This window comes from Sporosarcina koreensis, assembly GCF_000826145.2.
In the GTDB taxonomy this organism is placed as follows: Bacteria; Bacillota; Bacilli; order Bacillales_A; family Planococcaceae; genus Sporosarcina; species Sporosarcina trichiuri.
Map to the genome: position 1 here is coordinate 947,441 of NZ_LN651337.1, position 24,697 is coordinate 972,137.

At 52.9% G+C, this 24,697-nt stretch carries 29 protein-coding genes; all 29 read right to left on the minus strand.

Features of this window, described 5'->3' with window-relative positions; translation table 11 throughout:
* Positions 1-2 precede the first annotated feature (2 nt).
* The gene (locus tag BN1190_RS10460) at positions 3-869 is read right to left on the minus strand and encodes a MinD/ParA family protein (RefSeq protein WP_040286847.1); all 867 of its coding nucleotides are present in this window, start codon (positions 867-869) and stop codon (positions 3-5) included.
* Complete coding sequence (gene flhF / locus BN1190_RS10465) at positions 862-1,983, minus strand: flagellar biosynthesis protein FlhF (RefSeq protein WP_040286848.1); 1,122 nt, start codon at positions 1,981-1,983, stop codon at positions 862-864. The genes BN1190_RS10460 and flhF overlap by 8 nt, the downstream gene beginning before the upstream one ends.
* Positions 1,980-4,013, minus strand: coding sequence for a flagellar biosynthesis protein FlhA (gene flhA / locus BN1190_RS10470; RefSeq protein ID WP_040286849.1), 2,034 nt, complete (start codon positions 4,011-4,013; stop codon positions 1,980-1,982). The genes flhF and flhA overlap by 4 nt, the downstream gene beginning before the upstream one ends.
* 25 nt (positions 4,014-4,038) lie before the next feature.
* On the minus strand, positions 4,039-5,118 hold the full coding sequence (flhB, locus tag BN1190_RS10475; RefSeq protein WP_040286850.1) for a flagellar biosynthesis protein FlhB: 1,080 nt from the start codon (positions 5,116-5,118) through the stop codon (positions 4,039-4,041).
* A 4-nt stretch (positions 5,119-5,122) separates the two neighbouring features.
* Positions 5,123-5,896, minus strand: a complete 774-nt coding sequence (fliR, locus tag BN1190_RS10480) for a flagellar biosynthetic protein FliR (RefSeq protein WP_040286851.1) — start codon at positions 5,894-5,896, stop codon at positions 5,123-5,125.
* 5 nt (positions 5,897-5,901) lie between these two features.
* Positions 5,902-6,159, minus strand: a complete 258-nt coding sequence (gene fliQ / locus BN1190_RS10485; RefSeq protein WP_425313931.1) for a flagellar biosynthesis protein FliQ — start codon at positions 6,157-6,159, stop codon at positions 5,902-5,904.
* A gap of 23 nt (positions 6,160-6,182) precedes the next feature.
* Complete coding sequence (fliP, locus tag BN1190_RS10490; RefSeq protein ID WP_040286853.1) at positions 6,183-6,848, minus strand: flagellar type III secretion system pore protein FliP; 666 nt, start codon at positions 6,846-6,848, stop codon at positions 6,183-6,185.
* Entirely contained in the window at positions 6,841-7,554 is a 714-nt protein-coding gene (locus tag BN1190_RS10495; RefSeq protein WP_052461792.1) for a flagellar biosynthetic protein FliO, read from the minus strand. The genes fliP and BN1190_RS10495 overlap by 8 nt, the downstream gene beginning before the upstream one ends.
* Positions 7,535-7,897, minus strand: a complete 363-nt coding sequence (locus BN1190_RS10500) for a response regulator (RefSeq protein ID WP_040286854.1) — start codon at positions 7,895-7,897, stop codon at positions 7,535-7,537. The genes BN1190_RS10495 and BN1190_RS10500 overlap by 20 nt, the downstream gene beginning before the upstream one ends.
* 18 nt (positions 7,898-7,915) lie before the next feature.
* On the minus strand, positions 7,916-9,139 hold the full coding sequence (gene fliY, locus BN1190_RS10505; RefSeq protein ID WP_040287278.1) for a flagellar motor switch phosphatase FliY: 1,224 nt from the start codon (positions 9,137-9,139) through the stop codon (positions 7,916-7,918).
* A complete protein-coding gene (fliM, locus tag BN1190_RS10510; RefSeq protein ID WP_040286855.1) occupies positions 9,132-10,133 on the minus strand; it encodes a flagellar motor switch protein FliM in 1,002 nt (333 codons plus the stop codon). The genes fliY and fliM overlap by 8 nt, the downstream gene beginning before the upstream one ends.
* A gap of 34 nt (positions 10,134-10,167) precedes the next feature.
* A complete protein-coding gene (gene fliL, locus BN1190_RS10515) occupies positions 10,168-10,596 on the minus strand; it encodes a flagellar basal body-associated protein FliL (protein WP_040286856.1) in 429 nt (142 codons plus the stop codon).
* A complete protein-coding gene (locus BN1190_RS10520; RefSeq protein WP_040286857.1) occupies positions 10,586-10,807 on the minus strand; it encodes a flagellar FlbD family protein in 222 nt (73 codons plus the stop codon). Before BN1190_RS10520 ends, fliL begins: the two co-directional genes overlap by 11 nt.
* A 282-nt stretch (positions 10,808-11,089) precedes the next feature.
* A complete protein-coding gene (gene flgG, locus BN1190_RS10525; protein WP_040286858.1) occupies positions 11,090-11,950 on the minus strand; it encodes a flagellar basal body rod protein FlgG in 861 nt (286 codons plus the stop codon).
* A gap of 97 nt (positions 11,951-12,047) precedes the next feature.
* Positions 12,048-12,422 (minus strand): TIGR02530 family flagellar biosynthesis protein, encoded by a 375-nt coding sequence (locus BN1190_RS10530; protein ID WP_040286859.1) that lies wholly within the window; start codon positions 12,420-12,422, stop codon positions 12,048-12,050.
* Between the two features lie 21 nt (positions 12,423-12,443).
* Complete coding sequence (gene flgD / locus BN1190_RS10535; RefSeq protein WP_040286860.1) at positions 12,444-13,091, minus strand: flagellar hook assembly protein FlgD; 648 nt, start codon at positions 13,089-13,091, stop codon at positions 12,444-12,446.
* A 4-nt stretch (positions 13,092-13,095) separates the two neighbouring features.
* Positions 13,096-14,472: a flagellar hook-length control protein FliK gene (locus BN1190_RS10540; RefSeq protein ID WP_052461793.1), complete on the minus strand. Its 1,377-nt coding sequence runs from the start codon at positions 14,470-14,472 to the stop codon at positions 13,096-13,098.
* Between the two features lie 45 nt (positions 14,473-14,517).
* Positions 14,518-15,123, minus strand: coding sequence for a MotE family protein (locus tag BN1190_RS10545; RefSeq protein ID WP_098060132.1), 606 nt, complete (start codon positions 15,121-15,123; stop codon positions 14,518-14,520).
* Positions 15,124-15,127: 4 nt separating this feature from the next.
* Entirely contained in the window at positions 15,128-15,580 is a 453-nt protein-coding gene (fliJ, locus tag BN1190_RS10550) for a flagellar export protein FliJ (protein WP_040286861.1), read from the minus strand.
* Positions 15,577-16,908 (minus strand): flagellar protein export ATPase FliI, encoded by a 1,332-nt coding sequence (gene fliI, locus BN1190_RS10555; protein ID WP_040286862.1) that lies wholly within the window; start codon positions 16,906-16,908, stop codon positions 15,577-15,579. The genes fliJ and fliI overlap by 4 nt, the downstream gene beginning before the upstream one ends.
* Before the next feature lie 2 nt (positions 16,909-16,910).
* Entirely contained in the window at positions 16,911-17,687 is a 777-nt protein-coding gene (gene fliH / locus BN1190_RS10560) for a flagellar assembly protein FliH (RefSeq protein ID WP_052461795.1), read from the minus strand.
* Positions 17,680-18,693 (minus strand): flagellar motor switch protein FliG, encoded by a 1,014-nt coding sequence (gene fliG / locus BN1190_RS10565; protein ID WP_040286863.1) that lies wholly within the window; start codon positions 18,691-18,693, stop codon positions 17,680-17,682. The genes fliH and fliG overlap by 8 nt, the downstream gene beginning before the upstream one ends.
* Positions 18,694-18,706: 13 nt before the next feature.
* The gene (gene fliF / locus BN1190_RS10570; protein ID WP_040286864.1) at positions 18,707-20,305 is read right to left on the minus strand and encodes a flagellar basal-body MS-ring/collar protein FliF; all 1,599 of its coding nucleotides are present in this window, start codon (positions 20,303-20,305) and stop codon (positions 18,707-18,709) included.
* 62 nt (positions 20,306-20,367) lie between these two features.
* Positions 20,368-20,670 (minus strand): flagellar hook-basal body complex protein FliE, encoded by a 303-nt coding sequence (gene fliE, locus BN1190_RS10575; protein WP_040286865.1) that lies wholly within the window; start codon positions 20,668-20,670, stop codon positions 20,368-20,370.
* 24 nt (positions 20,671-20,694) lie between these two features.
* Complete coding sequence (flgC, locus tag BN1190_RS10580; protein ID WP_040286866.1) at positions 20,695-21,156, minus strand: flagellar basal body rod protein FlgC; 462 nt, start codon at positions 21,154-21,156, stop codon at positions 20,695-20,697.
* 2 nt (positions 21,157-21,158) lie between these two features.
* Positions 21,159-21,551, minus strand: a complete 393-nt coding sequence (flgB, locus tag BN1190_RS10585) for a flagellar basal body rod protein FlgB (protein ID WP_040286867.1) — start codon at positions 21,549-21,551, stop codon at positions 21,159-21,161.
* Between the two features lie 338 nt (positions 21,552-21,889).
* A complete protein-coding gene (codY, locus tag BN1190_RS10590) occupies positions 21,890-22,666 on the minus strand; it encodes a GTP-sensing pleiotropic transcriptional regulator CodY (protein ID WP_040286868.1) in 777 nt (258 codons plus the stop codon).
* Between the two features lie 80 nt (positions 22,667-22,746).
* Entirely contained in the window at positions 22,747-24,144 is a 1,398-nt protein-coding gene (gene hslU / locus BN1190_RS10595) for an ATP-dependent protease ATPase subunit HslU (protein ID WP_040286869.1), read from the minus strand.
* The gene (hslV, locus tag BN1190_RS10600; protein WP_040286870.1) at positions 24,141-24,686 is read right to left on the minus strand and encodes an ATP-dependent protease subunit HslV; all 546 of its coding nucleotides are present in this window, start codon (positions 24,684-24,686) and stop codon (positions 24,141-24,143) included. Before hslV ends, hslU begins: the two co-directional genes overlap by 4 nt.
* Positions 24,687-24,697 lie beyond the last annotated feature (11 nt).

The window sequence follows — 24,697 nt, forward strand, 5'->3', positions numbered from 1 at the left end:
GATCATCCACGTCCTCTCGCAAACAATTTCTTGAGCTGGTTCAAAAATGTGCTGCTCTCTTTACTCTCTATATCGGTACCGGCAGAAATATAATTAGAGGCAATTGCATTCATTCTCCTGGAAACCGGCGATTGAGGGAAAAGTGTGACGAACGGTTTTTGTGCAACGACGGATTTCCGTACTGCCGCGTCTTCAGGCAGTGCCCCGAGTATCGTTGTCTCCTTATTCAGGAACTTGCGCATGGCGAACTGCAGACGGGTGATCGCCTCGTTTCCATCCTCTTTCGGCTGCACCCGATTGCTGACGATGAAAAATTTCTTTCCGGGATCCCGCAGGCAGATGAATTTCATCATGGAATAGGCATCCGTGATGGAAGTCGGTTCAGGTGTCGCAATAACGATGATTTCGTCAACCGAGACGATAAGCTCGATCGCACTCTCCGACGCGCCTGCCCCCATATCGAACAGGATGTAATCGTACTGCTGCTGGAGCACTTCGAACGCCTCGATCAGGCGGGAGAACTTATCCGCTGTCCATTCAAGCACGGACTCAAGCCCCGAGCCGCCCGAGATGAAGTCCAGGCCATCCGGGCTGCGGCTGATCGTGTCGGCAAGCGGCCGCTCCCCTGTCAGGTAATCTTTCAGACTGGACTCCGCCGTGGCCCCCAGCATGATATGGACATTCCCCATACCGATATCCATGTCGACGATGATGACCCGCTTTCCCTGCTTTTTGAGGGCGGTGGCAAAGTTTGTCGTGAAGTTCGTTTTGCCGACGCCGCCCTTCCCGCTGATCACGGCGATGGAATGGGCAGCGGTCCCTTCCGCCTGCATCATCTTCAAACGAAGTGATTCTGCCTGGTCACGCATCCGCCCCCTCCTCCAGCAGCAGTGTCAGCAGATTGCCGACCGTCGCTTCTTCAAGGTCTTCCGGCACTTCCTGGCCGTCCGTCATATAGGCGATCCCTTTCTGGAAGTCCGTCACCATATTATAGACAGGTCCGATCGATTCCGTTTCGTCCAGCTTCGTGAAGATGAATTGCCCGATCGGGAATTCGCCGAATTGCTCGGCAATCGCACGCATATCCGATTCCTTCGTCGTCGCGGCGAGCACCAGATATGTCTCCATTTCCAGATTGAAATCGATGAGCTGTTTCAGATCATCGACGAACTTCAATTCTTTATAGTTGCGGCCGGCCGTGTCGATGAAGACGATGTCCTTGTCCGCAAGCTTTTCCAGCGCCTGCCTGAAATCGTCTGCCGTATAGGCAACTTCGACAGGTGCCTGCAGCAGGTTCGCATAGGTCCTCAGCTGCTCGATGGCAGCTATCCTGTATGTATCCGTTGTGATGAAGCCGACTTTCCGCTTGTTCTCGATGAGCGAGCGGGCGGCAATCTTTGCAATCGTCGTCGTCTTACCGACACCGGTCGGTCCGAGGACGTTGACATACTTTTTCTTCAGATTCACACCACCGAACGGCAGGTCCGCCAGTTCCTCCTTCAGAAGTTCCTTTATAATCTGACGCTGCTCCGCCTCCGTGAAATCGGTCTTCTCCTCTTTCATACGGCTGAAGATGCGGTCGGCAGCTGTACGCACGAGTTCAGGTTTGAGTTCCTGTGCTGTGAGCCGGTCGAGCAGCGGCTGCATCGAGTCCGGATACTGATCGAAAGACGAGGATTTCTTCGCCGCTTTCAGCAGCAGTTTCACCTCCCGCATATCCTGTTTCAGTTCCTCGAGTGAGGGATCCGGACCGGATGTGGCAGATTGTACCATCTCATCTGCGGATGGCAGACCGCTTTCCTTCAGCACTGCCGGTTCGTCGAATCCAGCCACCACTTCCACACGTTTTTTTCGGAACATGCCGAGAAGTCCCTTCGGCTGGACAATTGTTGAACTGAGAATGACCGCTTCGTCACCGAAGTCTTTCCGGACCTGCTGCATCGCCTGCACCATTGTGTCTGCTGTATATTTCTTCATTTTCATGCGATATCCACCACCCCTACGCTCTGCACTTCAACCGATGCTTCCAGTTCGTTATAGGAAAGGATCGGAATCTGCGGGAAATACCGTTCCGTGATCTGCCGTAAGTACATCCGTACAGCCGGTGAACAGAGGATGACCGGCGACTGATCCAACAGTGCCACACGTTCGACTTCTGCTGCGATCGATTCCAGGATCGCCTGCGAATCTTGCGGATCAATTGTCAGGTAGCTGCCCTGTTCGGTCTGCTGGACGCTGTCTGCGATCAGTTTCTCGACTTTACCGGAAACTGTCATCACTTTCAGCGCCTGCCCTTGCGGCGTATATTGCTCTGTGATCTGCCGGGCAAGGGACTGACGAGCGTATTCCGTCAGCAGATCGACGTCCGCTGTATATTTCGATGAATCTGCAAGTGTCTCAAAGATGATCGGCAGATTGCGGATCGACACATGTTCACTGAGGAGCTTGGCCAGCACTTTCTGGATCTCCCCGACGGAAAGCGGTGTTGGTGTCAGTTCATCGACAAGGATCGGATATGTCTCATGGACATGGTCGATAAGCTGTTTCGTCTCCTGCCTGCCGATCAGGTCAGCTGCATGTGAACGGATGATTTCCGTCAAGTGGGTCGAGACGACGCTTGGCGGATCGACGACTGTATAGCCGAGGATTTCCGCGTCTTCCTTGACCTCTTCCGTGATCCATTTCGCTGGGAGGCCGAATGACGGTTCGATCGTGTCGATACCCGGGATCGAATCATCGCCTCCCGGGCTCATGGCGAGATAATGGTCGAGCAGGAGCTCCCCGCGCGCCATTTCACTGCCTTTGATTTTGATGCGGTATTCGTTCGGCTGGAGCTGGATGTTATCCCGGATCCGCACGACCGGGATGACAAGACCGAGCTCGAGTGCAAGCTGTCTGCGGATCATGACGACGCGGTCAAGCAGGTCCCCTCCCTGTGATGCATCCACCAGGGGAATCAGACCGTAGCCGAATTCGAACTCGATCGGATCGACGTTAAGCAGATTCACGACGTTCTCCGGGCTCTTCAGCCCTTCCGTCTGCTCACTCTCCTCCAATTCAAGCAGCTCCTCTTCATCCTCCTCTTTCGGACGGGACATGAAGAACGCGCTGGCAGCAAGAGCTCCGGCAACCGGAATCGTCAGGATGTTATTGATCGGCGTGAACAGGCCGAGCAGAAGGATCGTACCGCCAGCCACATACAGCAGTTTCGGCTGACCGAGCAGCTGGCTCGTGATGTCCGTGCCGAGATTGCCCTCGGAGGCCGCGCGGGTGACGACGATACCGGTCGCTGTCGAAATCAGCAGAGCAGGGATCTGGGAAACGATCCCGTCACCGACCGTCAGCTTGGAGAACTGTGTGGCGGCTTCGGCAAATGGCAGGCCGAGCTGCACGACTCCGATGATCATTCCCACAAGAAGGTTGATCATGACGATGATGATGCCGGCGATGGCGTCCCCTTTGACGAACTTGGTCGCCCCGTCCATGGCGCCGTAGAAGTCCGCCTCGTTGCTCACTTTCTCCCGCCGCTCCCGGGCCTGCGTGTCGGAGATCATGCCTGCGTTCAAGTCGGCATCGATACTCATCTGCTTTCCGGGCATCGCATCGAGCGTGAAACGCGCCGCCACTTCGGAGACCCGTTCGGACCCCTTTGTGATGACGATGAACTGGATGATGATCAGGATGACGAAGACGACCATCCCGACGATGACATTGCCGCCGGTGACGAACGAGCCGAACGTATCGACGACGCCGCCGGCACTTCCGTCACTGAGGATCGCACGGGTCGTCGATACGTTGAGACCGAGACGGAACAGTGTCAGGAGCAGCAGCAGCGACGGGAATATCGAGAACTGCAGCGCTTCCTGCATGTTCATCGCCGTCAGGAGGACGAGCAGAGCAAGCGTGATATTGATGATGATCAGAAAACTGAGCAGCCAATGGGGCAGCGGGATGACAAGCATCGCAACAATCATTATGACGGCCGCGAGCACACCCATATCTTTGAATTGCATGTCATCCCTACTTTCTGTTGGTCATTTAGATTTTCCGCTGGATCCGGTAGACATATGCGAGCACTTCCGCAACCGCTTTGAAAAACTGGTCCGGTATGCTTGAGCCGATCTCCACATCCGAATAGAGCGCACGGGCCAGCGGACGGTTCTCCACGGTGACGATGTTATGCTCTTTCGCGATCAGCTTGATCTTCTGGGCGATGAAATCCGCACCTTTCGCCACGACGACCGGCGCATCCATCTCTCCGTCCTTGTACTTGAGGGCGATTGCGTAGTGTGTCGGGTTGGTGATGACTACATCCGCTTCCGGCACTTCCTGCATCATGCGGCGCATTGCCATTTCACGCTGCCGCTGTTTGATCCGCGATTTGATCTGCGGATCCCCTTCCATGTTCTTGTATTCGTCTTTGATGTCCTGTTTCGACATCCGTAAATTCTTCTCATAGTCAAATTTCTGATAGAGGAAATCCAAGATGGAGATGAACAGCAGGACAAAGGATGCGGCGATCCCCATCAGTGCAACGAGCTCAGCGATCGTCTTCATGGATGCGGAAGGCGTCTTGAACGCCAGATCGAGCACTTTGTCGATGTTCATATACAAAACAATCGAGGTTACGCTGCCGATGAACGAGATTTTCAGCAAGGACTTCAGCAGTTCGACGATCGCCCGGATGGAAAAGATCCGTTTCAGCCCTTTGATCGGATCGATCTTTTTTAAATCGAATTTCAGCGGCTCCCCGGTGAACAACAGGCCGAACTGGATCAGGTTCCCTGCAATCGCGGCTATCATCGCGACGAGCATGATCGGCAGCAGGACGATCGCCATCTCCTTCACCACTTCGACGTAGATGAGCATTGTCTGATCGATGTCGAGCTTTTCCATGGTGACATATGTCTGGAAGGTCTGCTTGAAGAACTGGAAGAAACGCTCTTTCATGAGCCCCGCGGCAAAGAACAGGAACAGGAAGACGGACAGCAGCACAATGGCGCTCGTCACGTCCTGGCTTTTGAGCACCTGCCCTTTCTTCCGGGAATCCTCCCGTTTTTTTGGTGTCGCTTTTTCTGTTTTTTCCCCTGCAAAGAACTGAAGATCCAAACGCAGCATCCGGTTATCCTCCTAACAGCACCATCAGGTCCCTCATGCTGATCGACATCACTTCAAAAATTTTCTGCATCATGGCGACGATGACCGACCCCATGATGAACAGGACAAGAAATCCGACACCGATCTTAATCGGAAAACCGATGACGAAAATATTGAGCTGCGGGACAGTCCGCGCAGTGATGCCGAGGGCCAGGTCGACCAGAAACAGGGTCGCAACGATCGGGATCGCCATCTGGAACGAAATTGCGAATACGGCAGCCACCGTCCGTAAGACGAGATGGGCCGCATCACCATTCCCGAAGTGCGGCCAGACCTGGTCGATCGGCAAGAATTGATAACTGTAGAACATTCCGTCCAGCAGCACATGATGGCCATTCACCGCAAGCAGCAGAAGCAGGGCGAGTGAGTTGAAAAACTGGCCGAGGAGCGGTGATTGCGTACCCGTCTGCGGATCGATGACGTTCGCGATGGCGAATCCCATCTGGAAATCGATCAGCCCGCCCGCCACCTGGATGGCCGCCATGACGATGAACGCGATAACGCCGATCGACAATCCGATGACCGCTTCTTTCAAAACTAATAGTATGTATTCCCCATTGATGTCGACCTGGGGGGCATCCAGTGTAAAGACGAGCACCCAGGACAGCAGGACGGCTATGCCGATCCGCATGACCGGAGGGATGGCGCGATACGAAAACAGCGGCATCGTCACGAAAAATGCGGCAATCCGGGTCAGTACCAATAAATATACGGAGACGAAGGGAAGGAACGCTTCCATTCCCGTTACCCTACATACCGGGACAGGTTGTCAAAAATGTCGATCGCATAGGCGGTCACTTTTGACAGCATCCACGGACCGAAAAACACGATCGCCACCATGACGGCGATGATCTTCGGAACAAATGCGAGGGTCTGCTCCTGGATCTGCGTGGTCGCCTGGAAGATACTGACTGCAAGCCCTGTCACAAGTGCGACAATGAGAAGAGGGCCGGATGCCATCAGGATGACCCAGACGGATCGTTCAGCAAAATTCACTATCATTTCTCCTGTCAATCGGATCCCCCCTAAAAGCTTTGCAGCAGTGATTTGACAATGAGATACCAGCCGTCGACCAGTACGAACAGCAGGATTTTGAACGGCAAGGAAATCATGACCGGCGGAAGCATCATCATCCCCATTGACATGAGGACACTGGCGACGATCATATCGATGACAAGGAACGGAATGAACACCATGAAGCCCATCTGGAAGGCGGTCTTGATTTCGCTGAGGGCGAATGCCGGCACCATCATCGTAAGCGGGATATCCTCCATCGTCTCCGGCCTGTCCGCATTATTGTAACGCAGGAACAGTTCAAGGTCTTTCTGGCGTGTATGGTTCCCCATGAATTCCTTGAACGGGACGCTCGCTTTGCTGTAGGCCTCATCGAGTGAAATCTCTTCATTGAACAGCGGCGTCAGCGCCTGGTCATTCACTTGCTGGAACGTCGGCGCCATGATGAAGAAGGTGAGGAACAGCGCGAGTCCGACAAGCACCTGGTTCGGCGGCATCTGCTGGGTCGCTAGCGCCGACCGGACAAATGACAAAACAATAATGATCCTGGCGAACGATGTCATCAGGATCAGGATTGCCGGTGCCAGTGAAAGGACAGTCAGAAGAAGAAGCATCTTGACGGATGTCGATACTGCACCCGGATCACTATCCGAAAAAAATTGCATGAAATCAGTCATTCCGATTGCGCTCCTTCTCCGTCAGCTGATTCAGCTTTCGCTTCCTCTCATTCTCGATTTCAGTCAGCTTCGTTTTGAATACATTCCCGAAGTTCCCCGGGTCTTCTTGTTTTTGGTATGGGTTCTGCTTCCCGGCTTTCAGGCGTTCCAGCAGCCCGAGAATCGGACTGTGCTGCACGGTATCCGCTTCCTGCTCATAATAGGCAGTTAGCTGTTCAATCTCTTCGGGGTCTGTCAGTTCTTTCAGCAGACGGACGTCTTCCCCGACACCGATCAGATAGAACCGGCCGCCGATTTCGATGAGCTGGACCGATTTCTGCTGGCCGAGGGACAGGCCGCCCATGTTCTTCATGAGTTTGCCGTTTTGCGAAATCCGGTTGCGTGCATTTACGAGCCGCACCAAGCCGTAGATGAGAGCGATGACGAACAGCAGGGCAAGCCCTGTCTTCACATAATCCCATACGGACAGGCCGACCGCCGGCGCATCAGCAGGCGATTCTTCGCCAGCAGGCGGCTGTTCCGCTTTGACAGGCTCTTTTCCTTTGTCCTCTTTCTTGTTCTTCTTCAGATAATCGGTGACCGATGTGTCTTTTTCGGCATGCGCCACTTCAGAAGGAATCCCCGCGGCCAGTACGACCGCGAGGCAGATGATCAGGAAAAGGGTTGCTTTCGTACGGAAGAACGGATCAGCTGAGTGCTTTTTCAATCGCTTCTACAACCCGGTCCGCCTGGAAAGGCTTGACGATGAAGTCTTTTGCACCTGCCTGGATCGCATCGATGACCATCGCCTGCTGACCCATTGCCGAACACATGATCACTGTCGCATTCGGATCTTTTTCCTTGATGGCCTTCAATGCTGCAATCCCGTCCATTTCCGGCATTGTAATATCCATCGTGACCAGATCCGGCTTGAGTTCGAAATACTTCTCGACCGCCTGAGCGCCGTCTGCCGCTTCCCCGACGACTTCAAAGTTGTTTTTAGAGAGAATATCTTTCACCATCATGCGCATGAATGCAGCATCATCTACAATTAGAATACGTTTTGACATAGCAATGACCTCCAAGTTTTAGCGTAAATTGTTTAACCGTTCTGTCTGGCTCAGTATATCAGTGATCCGGACACCGAAGTTCTCGTCGATGACGACGACTTCCCCTTTGGCGATCCTCCGGTTGTTGACAAGGATGTCGACTGGTTCCCCTGCCAGCTTGTCGAGTTCGATAATGGAGCCGCTCGACATTTCAAGGATCTCTTTGACCGACCGCTGCGTCCGGCCGAGTTCGACGGTCACACGGAGCGGGATATCCAGCAGGAGATTCAGGTTCGATGTCTCCGACTGGGAAAGCGAAGGTGCGTCAAAACTTGCAAACTGCGCCTGCTGTACGTCGAGCTGCTGATGTGCCTGCTGACGCGGAGGCAGCTGCTGCTGCGGTTCGGCGTAAGCCGGCTGTGCCGCCTGCTGCTGTGAATGATCATACTGGGGCTGGACCGGCTGCTGGTAGGAAGGTTCCTGGCGCGGCGGCTCCTGCGCAGGTGCTGCCTGCTCTTGCGGTCTCATCCGTTCAGGTTCCGCGACTGTCGGTGCCGCTTCAGCTGCCGGGTCGCCGACGAGTGCAGCGACAAGCTCCTTGCCAAGGTCCAGCGGGAATAGCTGCATGATGTTCGAATCGATCAGTTCGCCGACTTTCAAGTTGAATGACACCCGGATCAGCAGATTGGTGTTCGGGATGCTGTCCGTGCCTTCATCCGCCTGGACATCCAGAAGCTCGATCGTCGGAGGCGAGATGTCGACTTTCTTGTTGAATACGGTCGACATACTTGTCGCCGCAGACCCCATCATCTGATTCATCGCTTCCTGTACAGCGCTCAGATGGATTTCACCGAGACTTTCATCCGGCGACAGGCCGTCCCCGCCAAGCATGAGATCCGCAATGATCGCGGCGTCGCTCTGTTTGATGACGAGCAGGTTGGTGCCGCTCAGGCCGGCTGTATATTCGACGCCTACCGCAACGTACGGATGGACAAACTCCGTATCGAGATCGTTGCGATCGATGACCGAGATGGTCGGTGTTGTAATTTCGACTTTCTGGCCAAGCAGCCCGGATAACGCGGTTGCGGAACTTCCGAAAGAGATATTGCCGATCTCCCCGAGAGCATCCTGTTCCATATCGTCCAGGTAGTCCTCCGTACGGATTTCCTGCTGGCCGCCGTTCTCCGCCTCGCCTCCCGTGTCGATGGATTCGCCGCGCAGGAGGGCTTCGATCTCTTCCTGTGAAAGGATATTATCACTCATCATCTTCTTCATCCCCTCCAATCAGGGTATCTAGTATTTGGACAGCCATCCGGTTGCGCAGATGGCCGGGCTGTGCTGTAAATTTCGGAACACCGCTCACTTCGATCGTCAGCGGGTCGTCATATGCGGTATCGAGCTGGATGACATCCCCCTGCTGGAGATACAGCAGGTCCTCGACGGTCATCGTGCCCTCCCCCAAGTTTGCAACAACGGGAAGGCTCGCTTTCCTGATCCGCTTCTCGAGGACGACACTCTGTTCGGGTGTCGGTTCCTTCTTGTTCGTCTGCATCCAGTACTGGACCGACAAATTCGGGACGATCGGCTCGAGGACGACATGCGGGATGCAGATGTTGATCATACCGCTCGACTCGCCGATGACAATGTTGAATGAAATGACGACGACCGTCTCGTTCGGCGAAATCATCTGCAGAAACTGCGGATTCACTTCCATTTCAGCCAGATACGGATCGATGTCCGCGATATTAGCCCATGCTTCCCGCAAATTGTCGAATGACCGTTCAAAGAGCGAGGTGAGGATCTTCGTCTCGATTTCCGTCATATTGTCGATTTTGCCGGAGCTTTCCCCGTATCCGCCCATCAGCCGCTCGAGCATGGAATAGGCGACGTTCGGGTTCACTTCCATGATGATGTTGCCTTCAAGGGGCGGAACTTCGAATATATTGAGAAGGGTCATGTTCGGGATTGAGCGGATGAATTCCTCAAAAGGAATCTGGTCGACCGACGCAACGTTGATCTGGATATACGTCCGGAGCTTCGCCGAGAAGTACGTCGTCAGCAGCCGGGCGAAGTTCTCATGGATCCGCGTCAGACTGCGGATCTGGTCTTTCGAGAACCTGAGCGCCCGTTTGAAATCATACACTTTCACTTTCTTCGTTTCGTCCTCTTTCTTCATTTCGTCCGCGGTCATTTCACCTGTGGAAATGGCGGACAGCAATGCATCAATCTCATTTTGCGATAAGATATCTCCCGACATGGGGCCACCTCCTTGTGCCGCTCAAGCGTAAGCGTTATTGGATGATATAGGATGTTATATAGACTTTCTCGATCTTGCCCTCTTTCATGAGAGGATTGAGCTGCGCCTTGATGGCGTCTTCGAATTTCTGCTTGCCGGCTTTGCCTTCGAAATCTTTTGCTGTCATTTCAGACAGTTCCTGGATGACGAGGTTGTTGACCTGGAAGTCACGTTTCGTCAGTTCTTCGGCTGCTTTCTTGTTCTCCGTCTGGATCTTCAGCGAGATCCGGATGAACTGCCGGCCGCTCAGGTTCGTCGTGATTTCGGGTACGTCGACGGAAGCCTCGATGATCTCATCGATCGATGGCTCTTTCGGCGCGGCGTCCCCTTTGTTGAACTGGAGGACCAGGATCAGGCCGACCACACCGACGAGGGTGATGGACACCAGGATGATCAGGGAGACGGTCAGGACTTTATTCTTCATCTTCTTCACCTCGCAAGTGGGGATTCGACAGCAGCTGGACGGTGCGGTAGAACTCGGTGATCCGGGTGTTGACCGTCTCGAGGGAGTCCAGTACGACATAGGTCGTGCCCGTCGTCAGTGTGATTTTCGTATCCGGCATGGATTCGACTTTTTCTATGTAGAGCGCATTCAGATGGAACGGCGCTCCGTTCAGGCGTGTCACTTCTATCATATGTAAAGGGCCGGGCACAAGAGCCGACCCGACCCTCCTTTGACAAGTGGAATATGGCTTATCCTGCTAAAAACCGTTGTCCTGCGCTGCAGGCGGACGCTTTCCAGGGGGCGAGCGTTGAGCCAAGCGAACAGCGAAGGGTTCGCTTTGCCGTATTTCTGCGAACTTAGCAGAAATTAAGGCATCCTTTGCTCACAACGCTTCCCTTTTGCTCGCAAAAGCCGTTCCCGACAACTAACGTAGATAGCCAAGACAACAGCGTACATGGAATAGTCGATTAGGTTATCGTTTCAAGTTGACGAGTTCCTGGAGGATTTCGTCGGATGTTGTGATGATCCGCGTGTTCGCCTGGAATCCGCGCTGCGCGACGATCATTTCGGTGAACTCCTCGGAGAGGTCGACGTTGGACATTTCGAGGGAGCCGGATTTGATGGAGCCATTACCTCCAGACTGAGGAGCTCGATACACAGGATCCCCTGAGTTGGTCGAGTCTACATACAGATTACCGCCAACCTTTTCAAGACCAGCCGGGTTATTAAACTTAGCTATCTGTACGACTCCAGCTTCTACTAGATTACCATTATTCACATAACTCACCACGCCATTTTGACCAATAGATAGACTGGTCGCAGTAAGGGGAATCTCAATTTTTCTCAGGTTTGTTACGGTCGTCGGATTGGTTGGAGGAGTTGCAGAAAAGTCACTAACCATAACAAACCGTCCATCACCATCTACTAAAGCTCCTTTTTCATCTAAGTAAAAATTCCCTGCTCTAGTGTATTGAATTGTGTCTCCTGCTTTCACAGCGAAAAATCCATCACCTTCAATCGCTAAGTCTAGAGTATTGCCAGTAAACTGAGTGGATCCTGGAGACATTAGAGTATCAATTGTAGCAAGTTGCGAACCAAGTCCTACTTGCTTGGGGTTCACCCCTCCGCGGCCAATGTTGGCTGGATTTGCACCTGTACCTCCAGGCGTCGGACCACTAGCGCCCGATACTGTTTGCGAATAAAGATCCTTAAATACTGTACGCCCCTTCTTAAAACCGTACGTATTCACGTTGGAAATATTATTACCGATGACATCTAGTTTGGTCTGGAAGTTTTTGAGTCCTGAGATTCCTGCGTACATTGAGCGTAACATAATATGGTTTCCCCTCTCGGATTGTAAGTGCATCTGCCTCTGTCGGTCGGCAGTGCGGCGGCATCCCCGCTTCTGGAGGTCCTGCCGTGTATTTCAGTCAGCTGAGTATGATCGTGCCGTCTATGTTGGTGAACAGCTGGTCTTTTGCTTCCGTGCGGTCCATCGCTGTGATGACTGTGGAATTTTTGGCGCTTACGATCAGTGCGGCCTGGTCCATCAGTACGAGGGAGTCGCGGATTCCTTTCGCCTTCGCCTCGTTCACTTTGTCCGTGACGCGTGCCCATTCGGCATCAGTGATGACGATATTGCGTTCTGACAGCCGGGCGGTGGCATGTTTGCTGACTTTCAGCGGAGCCGGTGCCAGTGCACTGTTCAGCTGTGCAGCGAATGACGTTGCCGGTGCCGGTCTAGTCGGTTGTCCGGGTCTTAGCGGCGGATGCGATTGGAGGCGCTGGATATTGAGTGGTTCCATGTCGCTGCTCCGTTCTGTCTGTTATTTGCTGATGCTCGTGAACCGGCTGCCTTCGATCTTTTCACCGTTGTCCAGGATGTACAGCAGTTTGCCGTCTTTGTTGGAAACGGAATTGACGGTGCCTGTCTTCTCGGCTTCCCCGTCCGTGTAGCCGACCGTCTTGCCGATCAGCATGCTCGCTTCGACGAGGCTGTTCGAACTGACGCTGCCTGACAGCACTTCCGAAATGTTGCCGGGTGATAATTCCTGTCCATCTGCCATCGTGAAAATGACGGAGCCGTTAACGTATTTGACGGAAGCGATCGTTCCGGTCCCTTCGGTGATGACGGGTTTGCCGTCTTCATCAGGTTCTTCGGCCACTTGGTGCCATTTGATATCTTTTCCGACGAATGAGTTGTACTGGATGAGCTGGCTCTGGTTCGTCGTCTCTGCGAACTTCTCGAACGCCTTGGCCAGGTTCATCGTCTGTTCGAGTGACGAAAACTGGGCCATCTGTGCGATGAATTCGTTATCTTTCATCGGGTTGGTCGGGTCCTGGTTCTGCAGCTGGGCGATGAGCAGTTTCATGAAGTCATCTTTGCCGAGCGTGCCTTGACCGGTTTTCCGTTCGTCCCGCTGTTTGTTGATGAGGTACATCGATTCCGTGATCGGGCGCTGTCCGTCCACCATTGGTTCATCCCTCCAAATCGATTAGGAACTCCTGGAACGTCTGCTGTTCTTCCGGTTCTGCTTCCCGCTGTTCCGGCTGCTCCTGTTCTCCTTCGAACTGCTGCTGGGAGAACTGCTGGCTGCGGTCGTTCCGCGATGGGTCCTGCACCGCCTGGGTGACATCGATACGATCCACCTGTACGTTCTGCTGGCTGAGCGACTGACGTAGCTGATGCAGCTGACTGTCGAGCATCTCCTTGCCGAGCGCTGTGGATGCAAGGATCCTTGCGGTCATGACACCGTTCACTTGGACAAGTTCGATCCGCACCTGTCCGAGATGCTCCGGATAGAGTTTCACAAGCAGCCGGTTCGTGCCGCCGAGCTGGCCGAAATTCGTCTGTTTGAACAGGCTCTGCAATTTCGCGAGCAGCGCTTCTGCCTGACCGGCCGGCTTCTGTTCAGGTGTTTCCAGACTGAAAACGTTCTTGGATACTATCGGCTGTACTGTCGGATTTTGAAGAAGCGCGGCATGATTTTGTTCGCTTTTCTTGTCGGAATTCGTTCCATTGTCACTTGTCTGGGAAACTGCTGCCAGGGCCTGCACAATTGTTTTCGGCTGATCAGCATTCGCTTTCCCGCTCTGTTCTTCAGACTGAACCGCCGGAGCGTGGTGCGAGGCGCTATTTACTGTTCTGAGCAGCATACCGAAGTCCGGGTTCTTTACAGAAGTTTGCGACTCTGTTGTCTGTTCAGCGGCCAATGCAAGCTTTCCTGCGAGTTCCTTCAATCCGGTCAGGTTTTCCTGCTGCCAGCCCAATAGATCCTTGGACGGGAGAACAGTTGACAATGTTTTCAGCAGCACTGAAGCCTTTACTGCCTGCTGCGGTGATGTTTCACCGTTTTTGCTCGAAATCATTTCCTGCAGTTTGCCCGCGAGTTCCCGTGCATGCTCTGCAGCCGCATTGATGAGCGGCCAAATATCATCCGAGAATGCGATTTCCGCCAGCTGCTCTTTGGAGACTCCAGCGTCTTCCAGCAAAGGGCCAAGCGTCTCGAAAACCTCCTGCATATCCATACCGAGAAGATCTGCCCAGTCGGACAGTTTCGATGAGCCTTTGACCTGCTCCAGACCTTCGAGCAGTTTCTCTGAAGGAATGCCTGTCATCCTGCTGAGCGATTCTGCGAGACTGCCAATATCTTCGGCACCGAGGACGGCTGCCGCATCAGATACCGCTTTGTTTTGTTTCATATCGGCATCAGCGGCACCAGGTGGGACGGAAGTCTGTGTCATACCAGCCAGGACAGTTCCGAAGAACCCACCGGTTTTCGCTTTTGCAACGGATATTCCGCCAAGCTGGCTGCCTGCAGCAGCCGGGACTGCCTGTACTGAACCTGCATTCATGTTTTCACCTCCGAAGTTAAAATCTATTACTTTATGATTATATCATCATTTGGCCAAAAGGGCAGTATATTTCGCTGCATCTTCGGGTGACATTTTTTCCAGCACCGCAGCCAGTGTATCGGCCTTCATCTGGGACAGTAATTGCAGTGCCTGCGCCTCATCCATTTTGGCGATGACGGCCGCCGATGACTTGGCGGACATTTTTTCATAGGTGGCGACGAGCTGGCCGATCTCCTGTTTCGTCTGATCGCTGGATCGTTTCAGAGCGGCGATCTGTGCCTGCAGCTTATCCTGCTCCAGCACCAGCTTCTCATTCTTTTCATCGGACTTCCTAAGATCATCTTGAATGTCCTGCAGCTGCTGTTCTTTCTGTTTCACTTCTTCTTTCAGGGCAGTGATGCGTTCTTCCAGTATCTTTTCATCCTTTTTCTTGGAGGCCTGCTGTTCTTTCTGCTCCAGCAGCGGAATCGAACCTGTCAGATCTTTCGCTTTCTGGACGACATCCACGTCCGCCACTTTTGCGATGATCAGCAGGACAGCAACAGCGAAAATAAGAGGGATGATGAACCACGCAAGCAGCATTTGAATGATGCCGCCGGTTCTGCTCTGTTCTTTATACGGTTCAGTTTGTTTGTCCTTTTTACGTTTCACCGGCTTACCACCCATCTTCGTTATTGCGGAATTTCATCGTGGACAGTTCATCCAGGCGCTGCGCTTCGTCCTGCTCCATTTCCACCTTGTACGCTTCCCGGTCTTTTTCCCGCATCTTTTCGTATTTTTTCACTTCGATCGTCTTTTCCAAAAGTTTCTCTTCGTACCACGTCATCTTGCCTCGTGCCTGGATGACCTGCTGCTGGACGGAGGTGATCTTCGCTTCAAGGCTGTCGATGAATCTTGCGTAGTGATGGATTTCATTGACCGCAAATCCGACAGACATCTTTTCCTGCTGCTGTTCGAGCACAGTCTCTTTCCGTTTAAGCAGGTCATACAGCTCGGTGGCGATCGTCTCGAAATCTTCGATGGACTGCTTGTACGCCGACTCGGTCTCGGTCTTTTCCTGTTCCCGGTAGTTCAGCACTTTCTCGAAGCGGTACTGATAGGGTTTCACGTCTGACCGCCCCCTGGAGCGAGCGCGATGAGCTCTTCGACACTTTCTTCCAGCGTGATGTTATCTTTGTAGCTCTGTTTCAGGAATTGCGTGATCAGCGGCTCATACTCGATCGCCTGATCGATCTCCCGTGACGTGCCTTTCTTATAGGCACCTATATTGATGAGGTCCTCGGATTTATCGTACGTGTAATACAATTCACGCAGTTTTTCAGCCGCTTTCACATGCTCCGGATCGGCGATGTGGTTCATGAGCCGGCTGACACTTTTCAAGACATTGATGGCCGGATACTGGCCTTTGTTGGCGAGCGTCCGGTCGAGTACGATATGACCGTCCAATATCCCCCGCACTGCGTCTGCAATCGGTTCATTCATATCATCGCCATCGACGAGGACGGTGTAGAACGCGGTGATCGCCCCGAATTCGTTCGTGCCGGAACGTTCCAGCAGTTTCGGCAGAATGGCGAACACGGAAGGGGTATAGCCGCGCGTGGCAGGCGGTTCCCCGACAGCCAGGCCGATTTCCCGCTGCGCCATGGCGACACGTGTCACCGAGTCCATCATGAGCATGACGTTCATGCCCCTGTTGCGGAAATACTCTGCAATCGCAGTCGCTGTGAACGCCCCTTTGATACGCATGAGGGCCGGCTGGTCGGAAGTTGCCGCAACGACGATCGTCCGGCTGAGTCCTTCCGGCCCAAGATCACGATCGATGAATTCCCGGACTTCCCGTCCCCGCTCCCCGATGAGCGCGATGACGTTGATATCCGCTGTCGTATTCCGTGCGATCATCCCGAGCAGGGTGCTTTTACCGACACCGGAACCGGCGAAGATTCCGACACGCTGTCCAGCGCCGACTGTCAGCATTCCGTCGATCGCCTTGACGCCGACGGAGATCTTGTCGTTGATGGTCGGCCGGGTCAGGACGTTCGGCGGGTTCTGTTCGGTCCTGACAGTTGCCAGTCCTTTCGGCAGCTGTGAGTGGTCTATGGGCTGTCCCATCGGATCGAGCACTTTTCCGATCAGATTCATGCCCACTTTCACTTCGAGCGGCTTGCCCGTGCCTTCCACTAAGCAGCCGCTCGATATGTCGGTGACGTTTGTATACGGCATCAGCATGACGATTTCTTCACGGAATCCGACGACTTCCGCCAGAATTTTCGAATCTGAATCGTCCGTAGGGTTCAAATGGATGACACAGAGGTCGCCAATCGAGCTCTCCGGTCCTTTCGATTCGATCATCAGCCCGACGACACGGACGACACGCCCGTATTTCTTGAACGTTCTCACGCTGGATATCTTTTCAGAAAGTTGTTCAGCTTTTTTCATGATCAGCCCTCGCTTTCCAATAACTCCACAAGGCGCTCCTTCAATTCGTTCAGCTGCTCATCGACACTGACGACGATCCGGCCGTGATTCGTCTCGATATAGCATTCATCGTTGTCGAACTCATCGTTGACGAACAGCAGCATCGGGACATCCGGCGGGAAGATAGATGCCAGTTCCTCCCGGCTGTCGGAAACGAGCTTATAGCAGTCCGGCGACACGTACACTTTGATATCACGCATTTCGCGAACTTCTTTCAATCCCCGTTTGACGATCGACAGGAACAGGTCCGGGTCCTCATCAAGCTGCTGGCCGATGATCCGTTCCGCCGATTTGACGGCGATCTCGAGAATCAGGCGTTCCTGTGATTCCAAGTATGCCTCCCCATTCTGCCGGGCGGTTTCCACTGTCTCATTCGCTTTCCGGATTGTTTCCTGCATGTCCGACATACTTTTCTTCATGCCTTCTTCATAACCGACCTGGAATGCTTCTTCGTAAGCCTTCTGCTGCAGTTCAGCTTTCTCCGCTTCCCATGCAGCACGCATCGCCTCGACATCATCGTGCGCAGTAGCACGGAGCCGCTCCAGATCCGCCTGCTCGATCTGTATGTTCGTCCGCGCCTCGTTCAGCAGCCGGTCCCTTTCCATGATGACGTCCGCCAGGTTCAGCTGCGATGCGGCAGTTAATGTTTCAGCATGTTCCGTCTGCGGCTGGAGATTCCGGATGCCGATCTTCTTCACACCGGATGGACGGTCCGTCTGAGGTCTGAATATGTTAGACAATCACATCATCCCCTCCGCCGCGTGCGATGATGATTTCTCCTGCATCTTCCAGACGGCGGATCGTACCGACGATCCGTGTCTGGGCTTCTTCCACATCACGCAGACGCACAGGTCCCATGACATCCATTTCCTCTTTGAACGATTCCGCCATCCGGGACGACATGTTCTTGAACAGGATATCCTTGACTTCTTCGCTGGACACTTTCATGGACAGGATGAGATCTTCGTTTTCACAATCGCGGATGACGCGCTGGATGGAACGGTTGTCGAGTGTGATGATATCTTCGAAGACGAACATCCGTTTCTTGATCTCTTCGGCGAGTTCAGGGTCCTGGATTTCAAGCGCATCGAGGATCGTCTTCTCCGTGGACCGGTCGACCCCGTTCAGCACTTCGACGACAGCATCCACACCGCCGGTATCCGTGTAGTCCTGTGTCACGGTCGATGAAAGTTTCCGCTCGAGGACCGCTTCGATCTCGCTGATCACTTCCGGCGATGTCGAATCCATCGTGGCAATCCGTTTCGCGATATCCGCCTGGACTTCCTGCGGCAGTGATGAGAGGATCATCCCTGCCTGCTCCGGCTCCAGGTAAGACAGAATGAGCGCGATTGTCTGAGGGTGCTCATTCTGGATGAAGTTCAGGATCTGGCTAGGTTCCGTGCGCCGTGCGAAATCGAACGGACGAACTTGCAGCGAGGAGGTCAGCCGGTTGATGACTGCCTGCGCGTGTTCCTTCCCGAGAGCTTTTTCCAGCACGGTCTTCGCATACCCGATGCCGCCCTGTGAAATATAGTCCTGGGCAAGCGCGATATTGTGGAATTCCTCGATGATCTCCTCCTTGACGGAGGACTCGACTTTGCGCACACCCGAGATTTCCAGTGTCAGCCGCTCGATCTCCTCTTCCGACAAGTGTTTATAGATGGAAGCGGACACTTCAGGACCAAGGGATATCAAAAGAAGGGCCGCCTTCTGTTTTCCGGACATGTCTTTATCTTTTTTCACCATGACTGACCTCTCCTTAGTCCTCTGCTATCCATGTACGGAGCAGCTTCGCAAATTCTTCCGGTTTTTCTTTCGCCATCTTTTCAAGCTGTTTTCTGCGCATCGTCGCTTCGGTCTCCACTTCGTCGTTGATATCGCTCACTTCGATGGCCTGGAGCTGTTCTTCCAGCGCACGGGCCTCCTCTTCGGCAAGCTCCGCGTCCCTGCGTCGTTTGCGCATGAACAGGACGATGAGGACGACAATCACGACAACGAGCAGACCGCCGATCACATACACCCACCAAGGGATGACAGTTTCTTTTTCAGCGAAGTCGGCCTGCTTGCCCCGGATCGGCTGGATGGAAACCGCAATTTTTTCACCAAGCTGTTCCTCAGTCAATTCACCGGCGGACACTTTGTCGATCGATGTCCGGACGATGGTTTCCAGTATCCGCTCGATATCCTGCTGGACACCCGGGTCAAGTGAGCCCGGATCATCCGCAACAGGAGGTTCCACCATTACCTGAAGTCCGATGTCCCGTATCTTATATGGACTTTCAACGATGTCTTTCCGGATCCGGTTCACTTCGTTGTTGATCGTCTCTTCAATACGTTCATAATCGCCATTGGCCGTCGTGCCTTCCACGACGGTCGTCCGGTTGTCGGTAGGATCTTCACCTTCCGGAACGCCTCCCGGCACCGCGCCGTCGCCGGTGAAGGTTTCGGTGATGCGCTGAACACTGAGGGCGATGCCTTCCATGCTCTCTTCATCGACTGGCGTAACAAGGTTTTCTTCCCGCTTCTCCTGCATGAAGTCGATGTCCGTTGTCACCGAGACGACCACTTTGTCCTGTCCCATCATCGAACCGAGCATCATCTGGACCTGCCGCTGCAGATCGCGTTCGATCGATTTCTTGATGGATATCTGATCCGCAACGTTTGAACCGAATTGGTTCTTCTCATGATTCAGGTCATAGTATTCGAAATACTGGTTCATGACTACGATATCTTCCGGAGCAAGGTTCGGGATGCTTTTTGAGATAAGGTTATAAAGTCCGTTGATCTGCGCATCCGTGAACTGCTGGCCCGGCTCTGTCTTCAACACGACAGATGCGGTCGCGGCCTGTGTATCTTCGTTGACGAAGACTCCCTGGGTCGGCAGCGTGATCATCACTTTGGCGTCTTTCACACCTTCGATACCGGTGATCAGCTTAGCAAGCTCGTTCTGCATGGTTGCAAGCTTGATCATATTAAATTCATTGTCGGTCGTTCCGAACCCGGCGTTTTCCGAGAAAAACGAATAATCGATTCTCCCTGAGTCCGCCAGCCCCTGTGATTCGATTGCGACGAGCATATCATCCACGCGCTCTTCCGGCACGAGTATCGATGTACCGCCTGGCGCTATCCGGTTCGGCACCGCCTGGGCATCCAATTCCTCTTTTATGCGTCCTATATCGGAACGGGACAGATCCTTATACAGCGGCACGTATGTTGTGCGCGACAGGAAGAACGTCAGCAGGGCGGCACCGATGATGATGGCCGCCGCTGTACTGATGTACAGGATTTTCTGGTTTTTGGTCCGGTTTGACCAGAACGTTTTCATATCAGTTATGATCTTTGCAAATCTATCTTTCATTCTGATCCTCCGGTCGGCAGGCGTTCTCCGTACTGCTTAACTGGAACAACGCTTTAGTTTAGTTACACAGGCATCCTCATGATTTCCTGGTAGGCTTCGACCACTTTGTTGCGCACTTCCATTGTTGCGCTCAGTGCAATCGAAGCTTTCTGTGCAGTGATCATCACATTGTGCAGATCGACGTCCTCGCCCCTGACCAATTTCTCAGTCATCATATCGGACTGGACTTGTGCACTGTTCACATCTTGGATTGCATCTTTCAGATAGGCGCCGAACTTCTGCTGCGATTCGAATGTTGTCGGTGCCGCTTTTGCCTGGGCCGGCATCATTGCCGGACCCATGGACATGATCGATTGGATTGCCATATGGTCTCACCCTGCTTCCTGCTGTTATTTTCCGATTTCCAGTGCTTTCATGAGCATCGCCTTGTTCGAATTCAAGACGGTGATATTCGCTTCATAGGAACGCGTCGCGGACATCATATCGATCGTCTCGCGGAGCGGATCCACATTCGGCATGGACACATACCCGTCCGCATTTGCATCGGGGTGGGACGGATCGAATACTTGTTTGAAAGGCGTCTCGTTGTCTTCGACAATCTTCGAAACGGCGACACCATTGCCGATGGAACCTCTCTCCCGTGTTCCCATGGCGATATTCAGGAAGTTCGAGAACTGGCCCTGCCGCGGCTGGAGGGCGACTGATTTCCGCGCATACGGCTGCCATTCACCGTCAACCAGCTTGCCGCGTGTCGTATCGATATTCGCCATGTTCGATGAAATGACATCCATCCGCAGACGCTGGGCGGTGAGTGCGGAAGCTGTCGTATTGAGTCCATGGAAAATCGACATGATCAGCGGCCTCCTTTGATGACATTGTTCAGTGAATTGAATTTACTGCCCATCCGGTCGACGAGCGCATTGTAATAGATCTGGTTGGCTGCAAGGTCCGCCTGTTCCTTATCCATGTCCACGCCGTTTCCATTCTGGTTGAACCGGAAATTCGCATAGGTGCGGACCGGTGAACCGTCAGAAGATGGAGAGAACGGCAGATGCCGCTTGTCTGTGCGATAAGCTTCCAGCTGCGCTGTCTTCGCTTCGTTCAGGTAACTTTTGAAATCGACAGTTTTCGCCTTATAATTCGGTGTGTCGGCATTTGCTACGTTCTGAGCGATCGCTTTTGATCTGTCTGCCGAGAAATTCAGCCCTTTCTCTAGCAGTGAAACGGTGCCTCCATAGAGTTCCATTCGGTTTCCTCCTTCGATAGCAAGTAAGAAATATATTAAATTCGACATAATCTAGCAGAAGTCAACATTTACATCCCATTGTATCGGATTATGGACTAATTTGTCTAGGCTATTCCGATACAATCCAAAGGACTTTTCTATACTTCTTCACATATTCCCTATAATTTTCAGAACGAAAACAGGTCATTTGGTACATGACTTTCTATAAACTATTATTACTAGGTATTCAAAACCTTACTGACTGCAATGAATTGAAGTGATTGTATTTACTAGGTTTCCAAAACAGAAAAAGAGCGGACAGCTGCATTCGCTGTTCGCTCTTTTTTGTGTTCCTTACATTATGATTTCTGTTTTTCGAGTTCCTCGAGGAATTTGCTGTTCAGCACTTTGATATATGTCCCTTTCATCCCGAGGGAGCGGGACTCGATCACACCGGCGCTTTCAAGCTTGCGCAATGCGTTGACGATGACTGAACGTGTGATACCGACACGGTCAGCGATCTTGGAAGCGACCAGAAGCCCTTCGTTGCCATCGAGCTCATTGAAGATATGCTCGATCGCTTCATGCTCACTGTATGAAAGTGAGTTGATAGCCATCTGGACAACCGCTTTGCTGCGGGCTTCCGTTTCGATCTCTTCCGCTTTTTCACGGAGGATTTCCATGCCGACTACTGTAGCGCCATATTCGGCCAAGATGAGATCATCTTCCTTGAACTCTTCACTCAGACGGGCAAGGATCAGCGTCCCGAGACGGTCGCCGCCGCCGATGATCGGCACGATCGTTGTCAGGCCTTCCTTGAACAGGTCTTTATTTTCGACAGGGAAGACAGTATATTCGCTGTCCACGCCGATGTTCTGTGATGTTTCACGGATATTGAACAATTTGTTCGTATACGTTTCAGGGAACTTACGGTCTTCAAACATCTGCTTCATGCGCTCGTTTTCGATCTGGTGATGGATCTCGTGGCCGAGCAGCTTCCCTTTCCGGCTTACGATGAATGCGTTGCAGTCGATGACTTCGCTCAGCTGTTCGGCCATCTGTTTGAAGTTGACCTGCTTCCCGGCAGTTTCCTGAAGCATCGCGTTGATTTTTCTTGTTTTGTCTAACAGTGTCATTTATGGTTCCTCCTCAAGGTTCTTGACTGATATGAATATTCTAAAGGTTTTCAATTATTAAATAAACCATTTTGCCTTATTTACAGAATGAAATGTGACAGATCTTTGTCTTTGACAATTCCGGCTAATTTTTCATCGACATAGGCAGGTGTGATCCGGATGCTGGTCGGTCCGATATCCGAAGCCTCGAAAGATAATTCTTCCAGCAGACGCTCGACGATCGTATGCAGCCGTCTCGCCCCTATATTTTCCGTGTTGTCATTTACTTCGAATGCGATTTCCGCAATCCGGTCGATCGCCTCGTCCGTGAACTCCAACAGGACGTCCTCTGTCGCCAGAAGTTTCTCATACTGTCTGATGAGTGAGAAATCGGGTTCTTTCAAAATGCGCACAAAGTCCTCTTTCGACAGCTTATCCAGCTCGACCCGCAGCGGGAATCGGCCCTGCAGTTCCGGGATTATATCGGATGGTTTTGCGATATGGAACGCCCCTGCACCGATGAAGAGGATATAATCTGTCCGGACAGCACCATATTTAGTATTGACTGTGGATCCTTCGACGATCGGCAGGATATCGCGCTGTACGCCTTCACGCGATACGTCTGCATTGCCGGAACCGCTTTTGCTCGCGATTTTATCCATCTCATCGATGAAGATGATGCCGGACTGCTCTGTCAGCTCCACTGCAAGCCGTGCGATCTCATCATGGTCGATCAGCTTATCCGCTTCCTCCGCCTCGACGACTCGCCTTGCGTCTTTCACTTTCATGTTCCGGGAAACGGTCTTCTTCGGCATAAGGGATGATAAGGCATCCTGCATACTGGTTCCCATCTGTTCCATTCCCGATCCCTGGAGAGCGTCAAACATGGAAGGCTGCTGGGATTCCACATCCACGGTAATCTGCTCTTCCTCGAGCTTACCTTCTTTCAGGAGTGCGGCAATCTCACTGCGTTTCCGCGTTCTTTCGGATTCCTCTTCCTGGTTTTCCGTGTCCTGCTCGTTCTTCTGGCCGCCGAAGAGCATTTCAAATGGATTCTGCATGTGGCCTTTCTTTTTCTTCGCCGGAACGAGCAGCTCGACGAGACGTTCTTCTGCCTGTTCAGCAGCCTGGTCTTTCACTTTCTCCCTCTGCTGTTCCTTGACGATACGAACCCCTGTCTCGACCAGATCGCGGACCATCGATTCGACATCCCGTCCGACGTAGCCGACTTCCGTGAACTTCGTCGCTTCCACTTTCACAAATGGGGCATCGACCAGTTTGGCGATACGGCGCGCAATTTCGGTTTTCCCGACGCCGGTCGGTCCGATCATCAATATGTTTTTCGGTATGATTTCACTTTTTTCCTCATCCGTGAGCAAATTTCTGCGGTATCTGTTGCGTATGGCGACCGCGACCGCTCTTTTCGCTTGTTCCTGGCCGACAATATAACGGTTCAGGAAAGTGATCATCTCTTTTGGTGTCAGTTCCTTGGACTTCATTCGCCGAGCACCTCCACGATAATATTATCATTCGTGAATACACAGATTTCTGCAGCCGTTTCAAGGGCTGCCCGGGCAATCTGTTCCGCCGTGAGTGTATCGCCTGCATGCTTTGCCAGCGCGCGGCCGGCTGCCAATGCATAGTTGCCGCCGGATCCGATGGCGAGGATACCGTCATCAGGCTCAATGACCTCACCTGTGCCGGAAACAAGCAGCAGGCTTTCTTTGTTCATGACGAGAAGCATCGCTTCCAGTTTCCTGAGGACCTGATCCCCCCGCCATTGTTTCGCCAATTCCACGGAGGCACGCTGCAGATTTCCGTTGTACTCCGTCAATTTGTCTTCAAACAGATCGAACAGTGTGAAGGCATCAGCTACGGATCCGGCAAACCCTGCAAGGACATTGCCGTTGAAGAGCCTTCTCACCTTCCTGGCCGTATGTTTCATGACGACGCTCTCTCCCATCGTCACCTGTCCGTCACCGGACATTGCACAGACCCCATTATGCCGGATTGCAAAAATTGTCGTTGCATGAAATTCCATTCAGATTCCTC

Coding starts and splice junctions, on each gene's coding strand:
- fliM (WP_040286855.1), bottom strand. CDS start 10,133: ATGTCGGGAGATATCTTATCGCAAAATGAGATTGATGCATTGCTGTCC.
- flgD (WP_040286860.1), bottom strand. CDS start 13,091: ATGGTGGACGGACAGCGCCCGATCACGGAATCGATGTACCTCATCAAC.
- fliP (WP_040286853.1), bottom strand. CDS start 6,848: ATGACTGATTTCATGCAATTTTTTTCGGATAGTGATCCGGGTGCAGTA.
- flgC (WP_040286866.1), bottom strand. CDS start 21,156: ATGTCGATTTTCCATGGACTCAATACGACAGCTTCCGCACTCACCGCC.
- BN1190_RS10540 (WP_052461793.1), bottom strand. CDS start 14,472: ATGAATGCAGGTTCAGTACAGGCAGTCCCGGCTGCTGCAGGCAGCCAG.
- flgB (WP_040286867.1), bottom strand. CDS start 21,551: ATGGAACTCTATGGAGGCACCGTTTCACTGCTAGAGAAAGGGCTGAAT.
- flgG (WP_040286858.1), bottom strand. CDS start 11,950: ATGTTACGCTCAATGTACGCAGGAATCTCAGGACTCAAAAACTTCCAG.
- fliY (WP_040287278.1), bottom strand. CDS start 9,139: ATGAGTGATAATATCCTTTCACAGGAAGAGATCGAAGCCCTCCTGCGC.
- BN1190_RS10460 (WP_040286847.1), bottom strand. CDS start 869: ATGCGTGACCAGGCAGAATCACTTCGTTTGAAGATGATGCAGGCGGAA.
- fliF (WP_040286864.1), bottom strand. CDS start 20,305: ATGAAAGATAGATTTGCAAAGATCATAACTGATATGAAAACGTTCTGG.
- fliI (WP_040286862.1), bottom strand. CDS start 16,908: ATGAAAAAAGCTGAACAACTTTCTGAAAAGATATCCAGCGTGAGAACG.
- fliQ (WP_425313931.1), bottom strand. CDS start 6,159: ATGATAGTGAATTTTGCTGAACGATCCGTCTGGGTCATCCTGATGGCA.
- codY (WP_040286868.1), bottom strand. CDS start 22,666: ATGACACTGTTAGACAAAACAAGAAAAATCAACGCGATGCTTCAGGAA.
- flhA (WP_040286849.1), bottom strand. CDS start 4,013: ATGCAATTCAAAGATATGGGTGTGCTCGCGGCCGTCATAATGATTGTT.
- BN1190_RS10500 (WP_040286854.1), bottom strand. CDS start 7,897: ATGTCAAAACGTATTCTAATTGTAGATGATGCTGCATTCATGCGCATG.
- BN1190_RS10530 (WP_040286859.1), bottom strand. CDS start 12,422: ATGGAACCACTCAATATCCAGCGCCTCCAATCGCATCCGCCGCTAAGA.
- fliL (WP_040286856.1), bottom strand. CDS start 10,596: ATGAAGAATAAAGTCCTGACCGTCTCCCTGATCATCCTGGTGTCCATC.
- fliE (WP_040286865.1), bottom strand. CDS start 20,670: ATGGCAATCCAATCGATCATGTCCATGGGTCCGGCAATGATGCCGGCC.
- hslV (WP_040286870.1), bottom strand. CDS start 24,686: ATGGAATTTCATGCAACGACAATTTTTGCAATCCGGCATAATGGGGTC.
- flhB (WP_040286850.1), bottom strand. CDS start 5,118: ATGCTGCGTTTGGATCTTCAGTTCTTTGCAGGGGAAAAAACAGAAAAA.
- fliR (WP_040286851.1), bottom strand. CDS start 5,896: ATGGAAGCGTTCCTTCCCTTCGTCTCCGTATATTTATTGGTACTGACC.
- BN1190_RS10520 (WP_040286857.1), bottom strand. CDS start 10,807: ATGATAGAAGTGACACGCCTGAACGGAGCGCCGTTCCATCTGAATGCG.
- fliG (WP_040286863.1), bottom strand. CDS start 18,693: ATGGTGAAAAAAGATAAAGACATGTCCGGAAAACAGAAGGCGGCCCTT.
- hslU (WP_040286869.1), bottom strand. CDS start 24,144: ATGAAGTCCAAGGAACTGACACCAAAAGAGATGATCACTTTCCTGAAC.
- flhF (WP_040286848.1), bottom strand. CDS start 1,983: ATGAAAATGAAGAAATATACAGCAGACACAATGGTGCAGGCGATGCAG.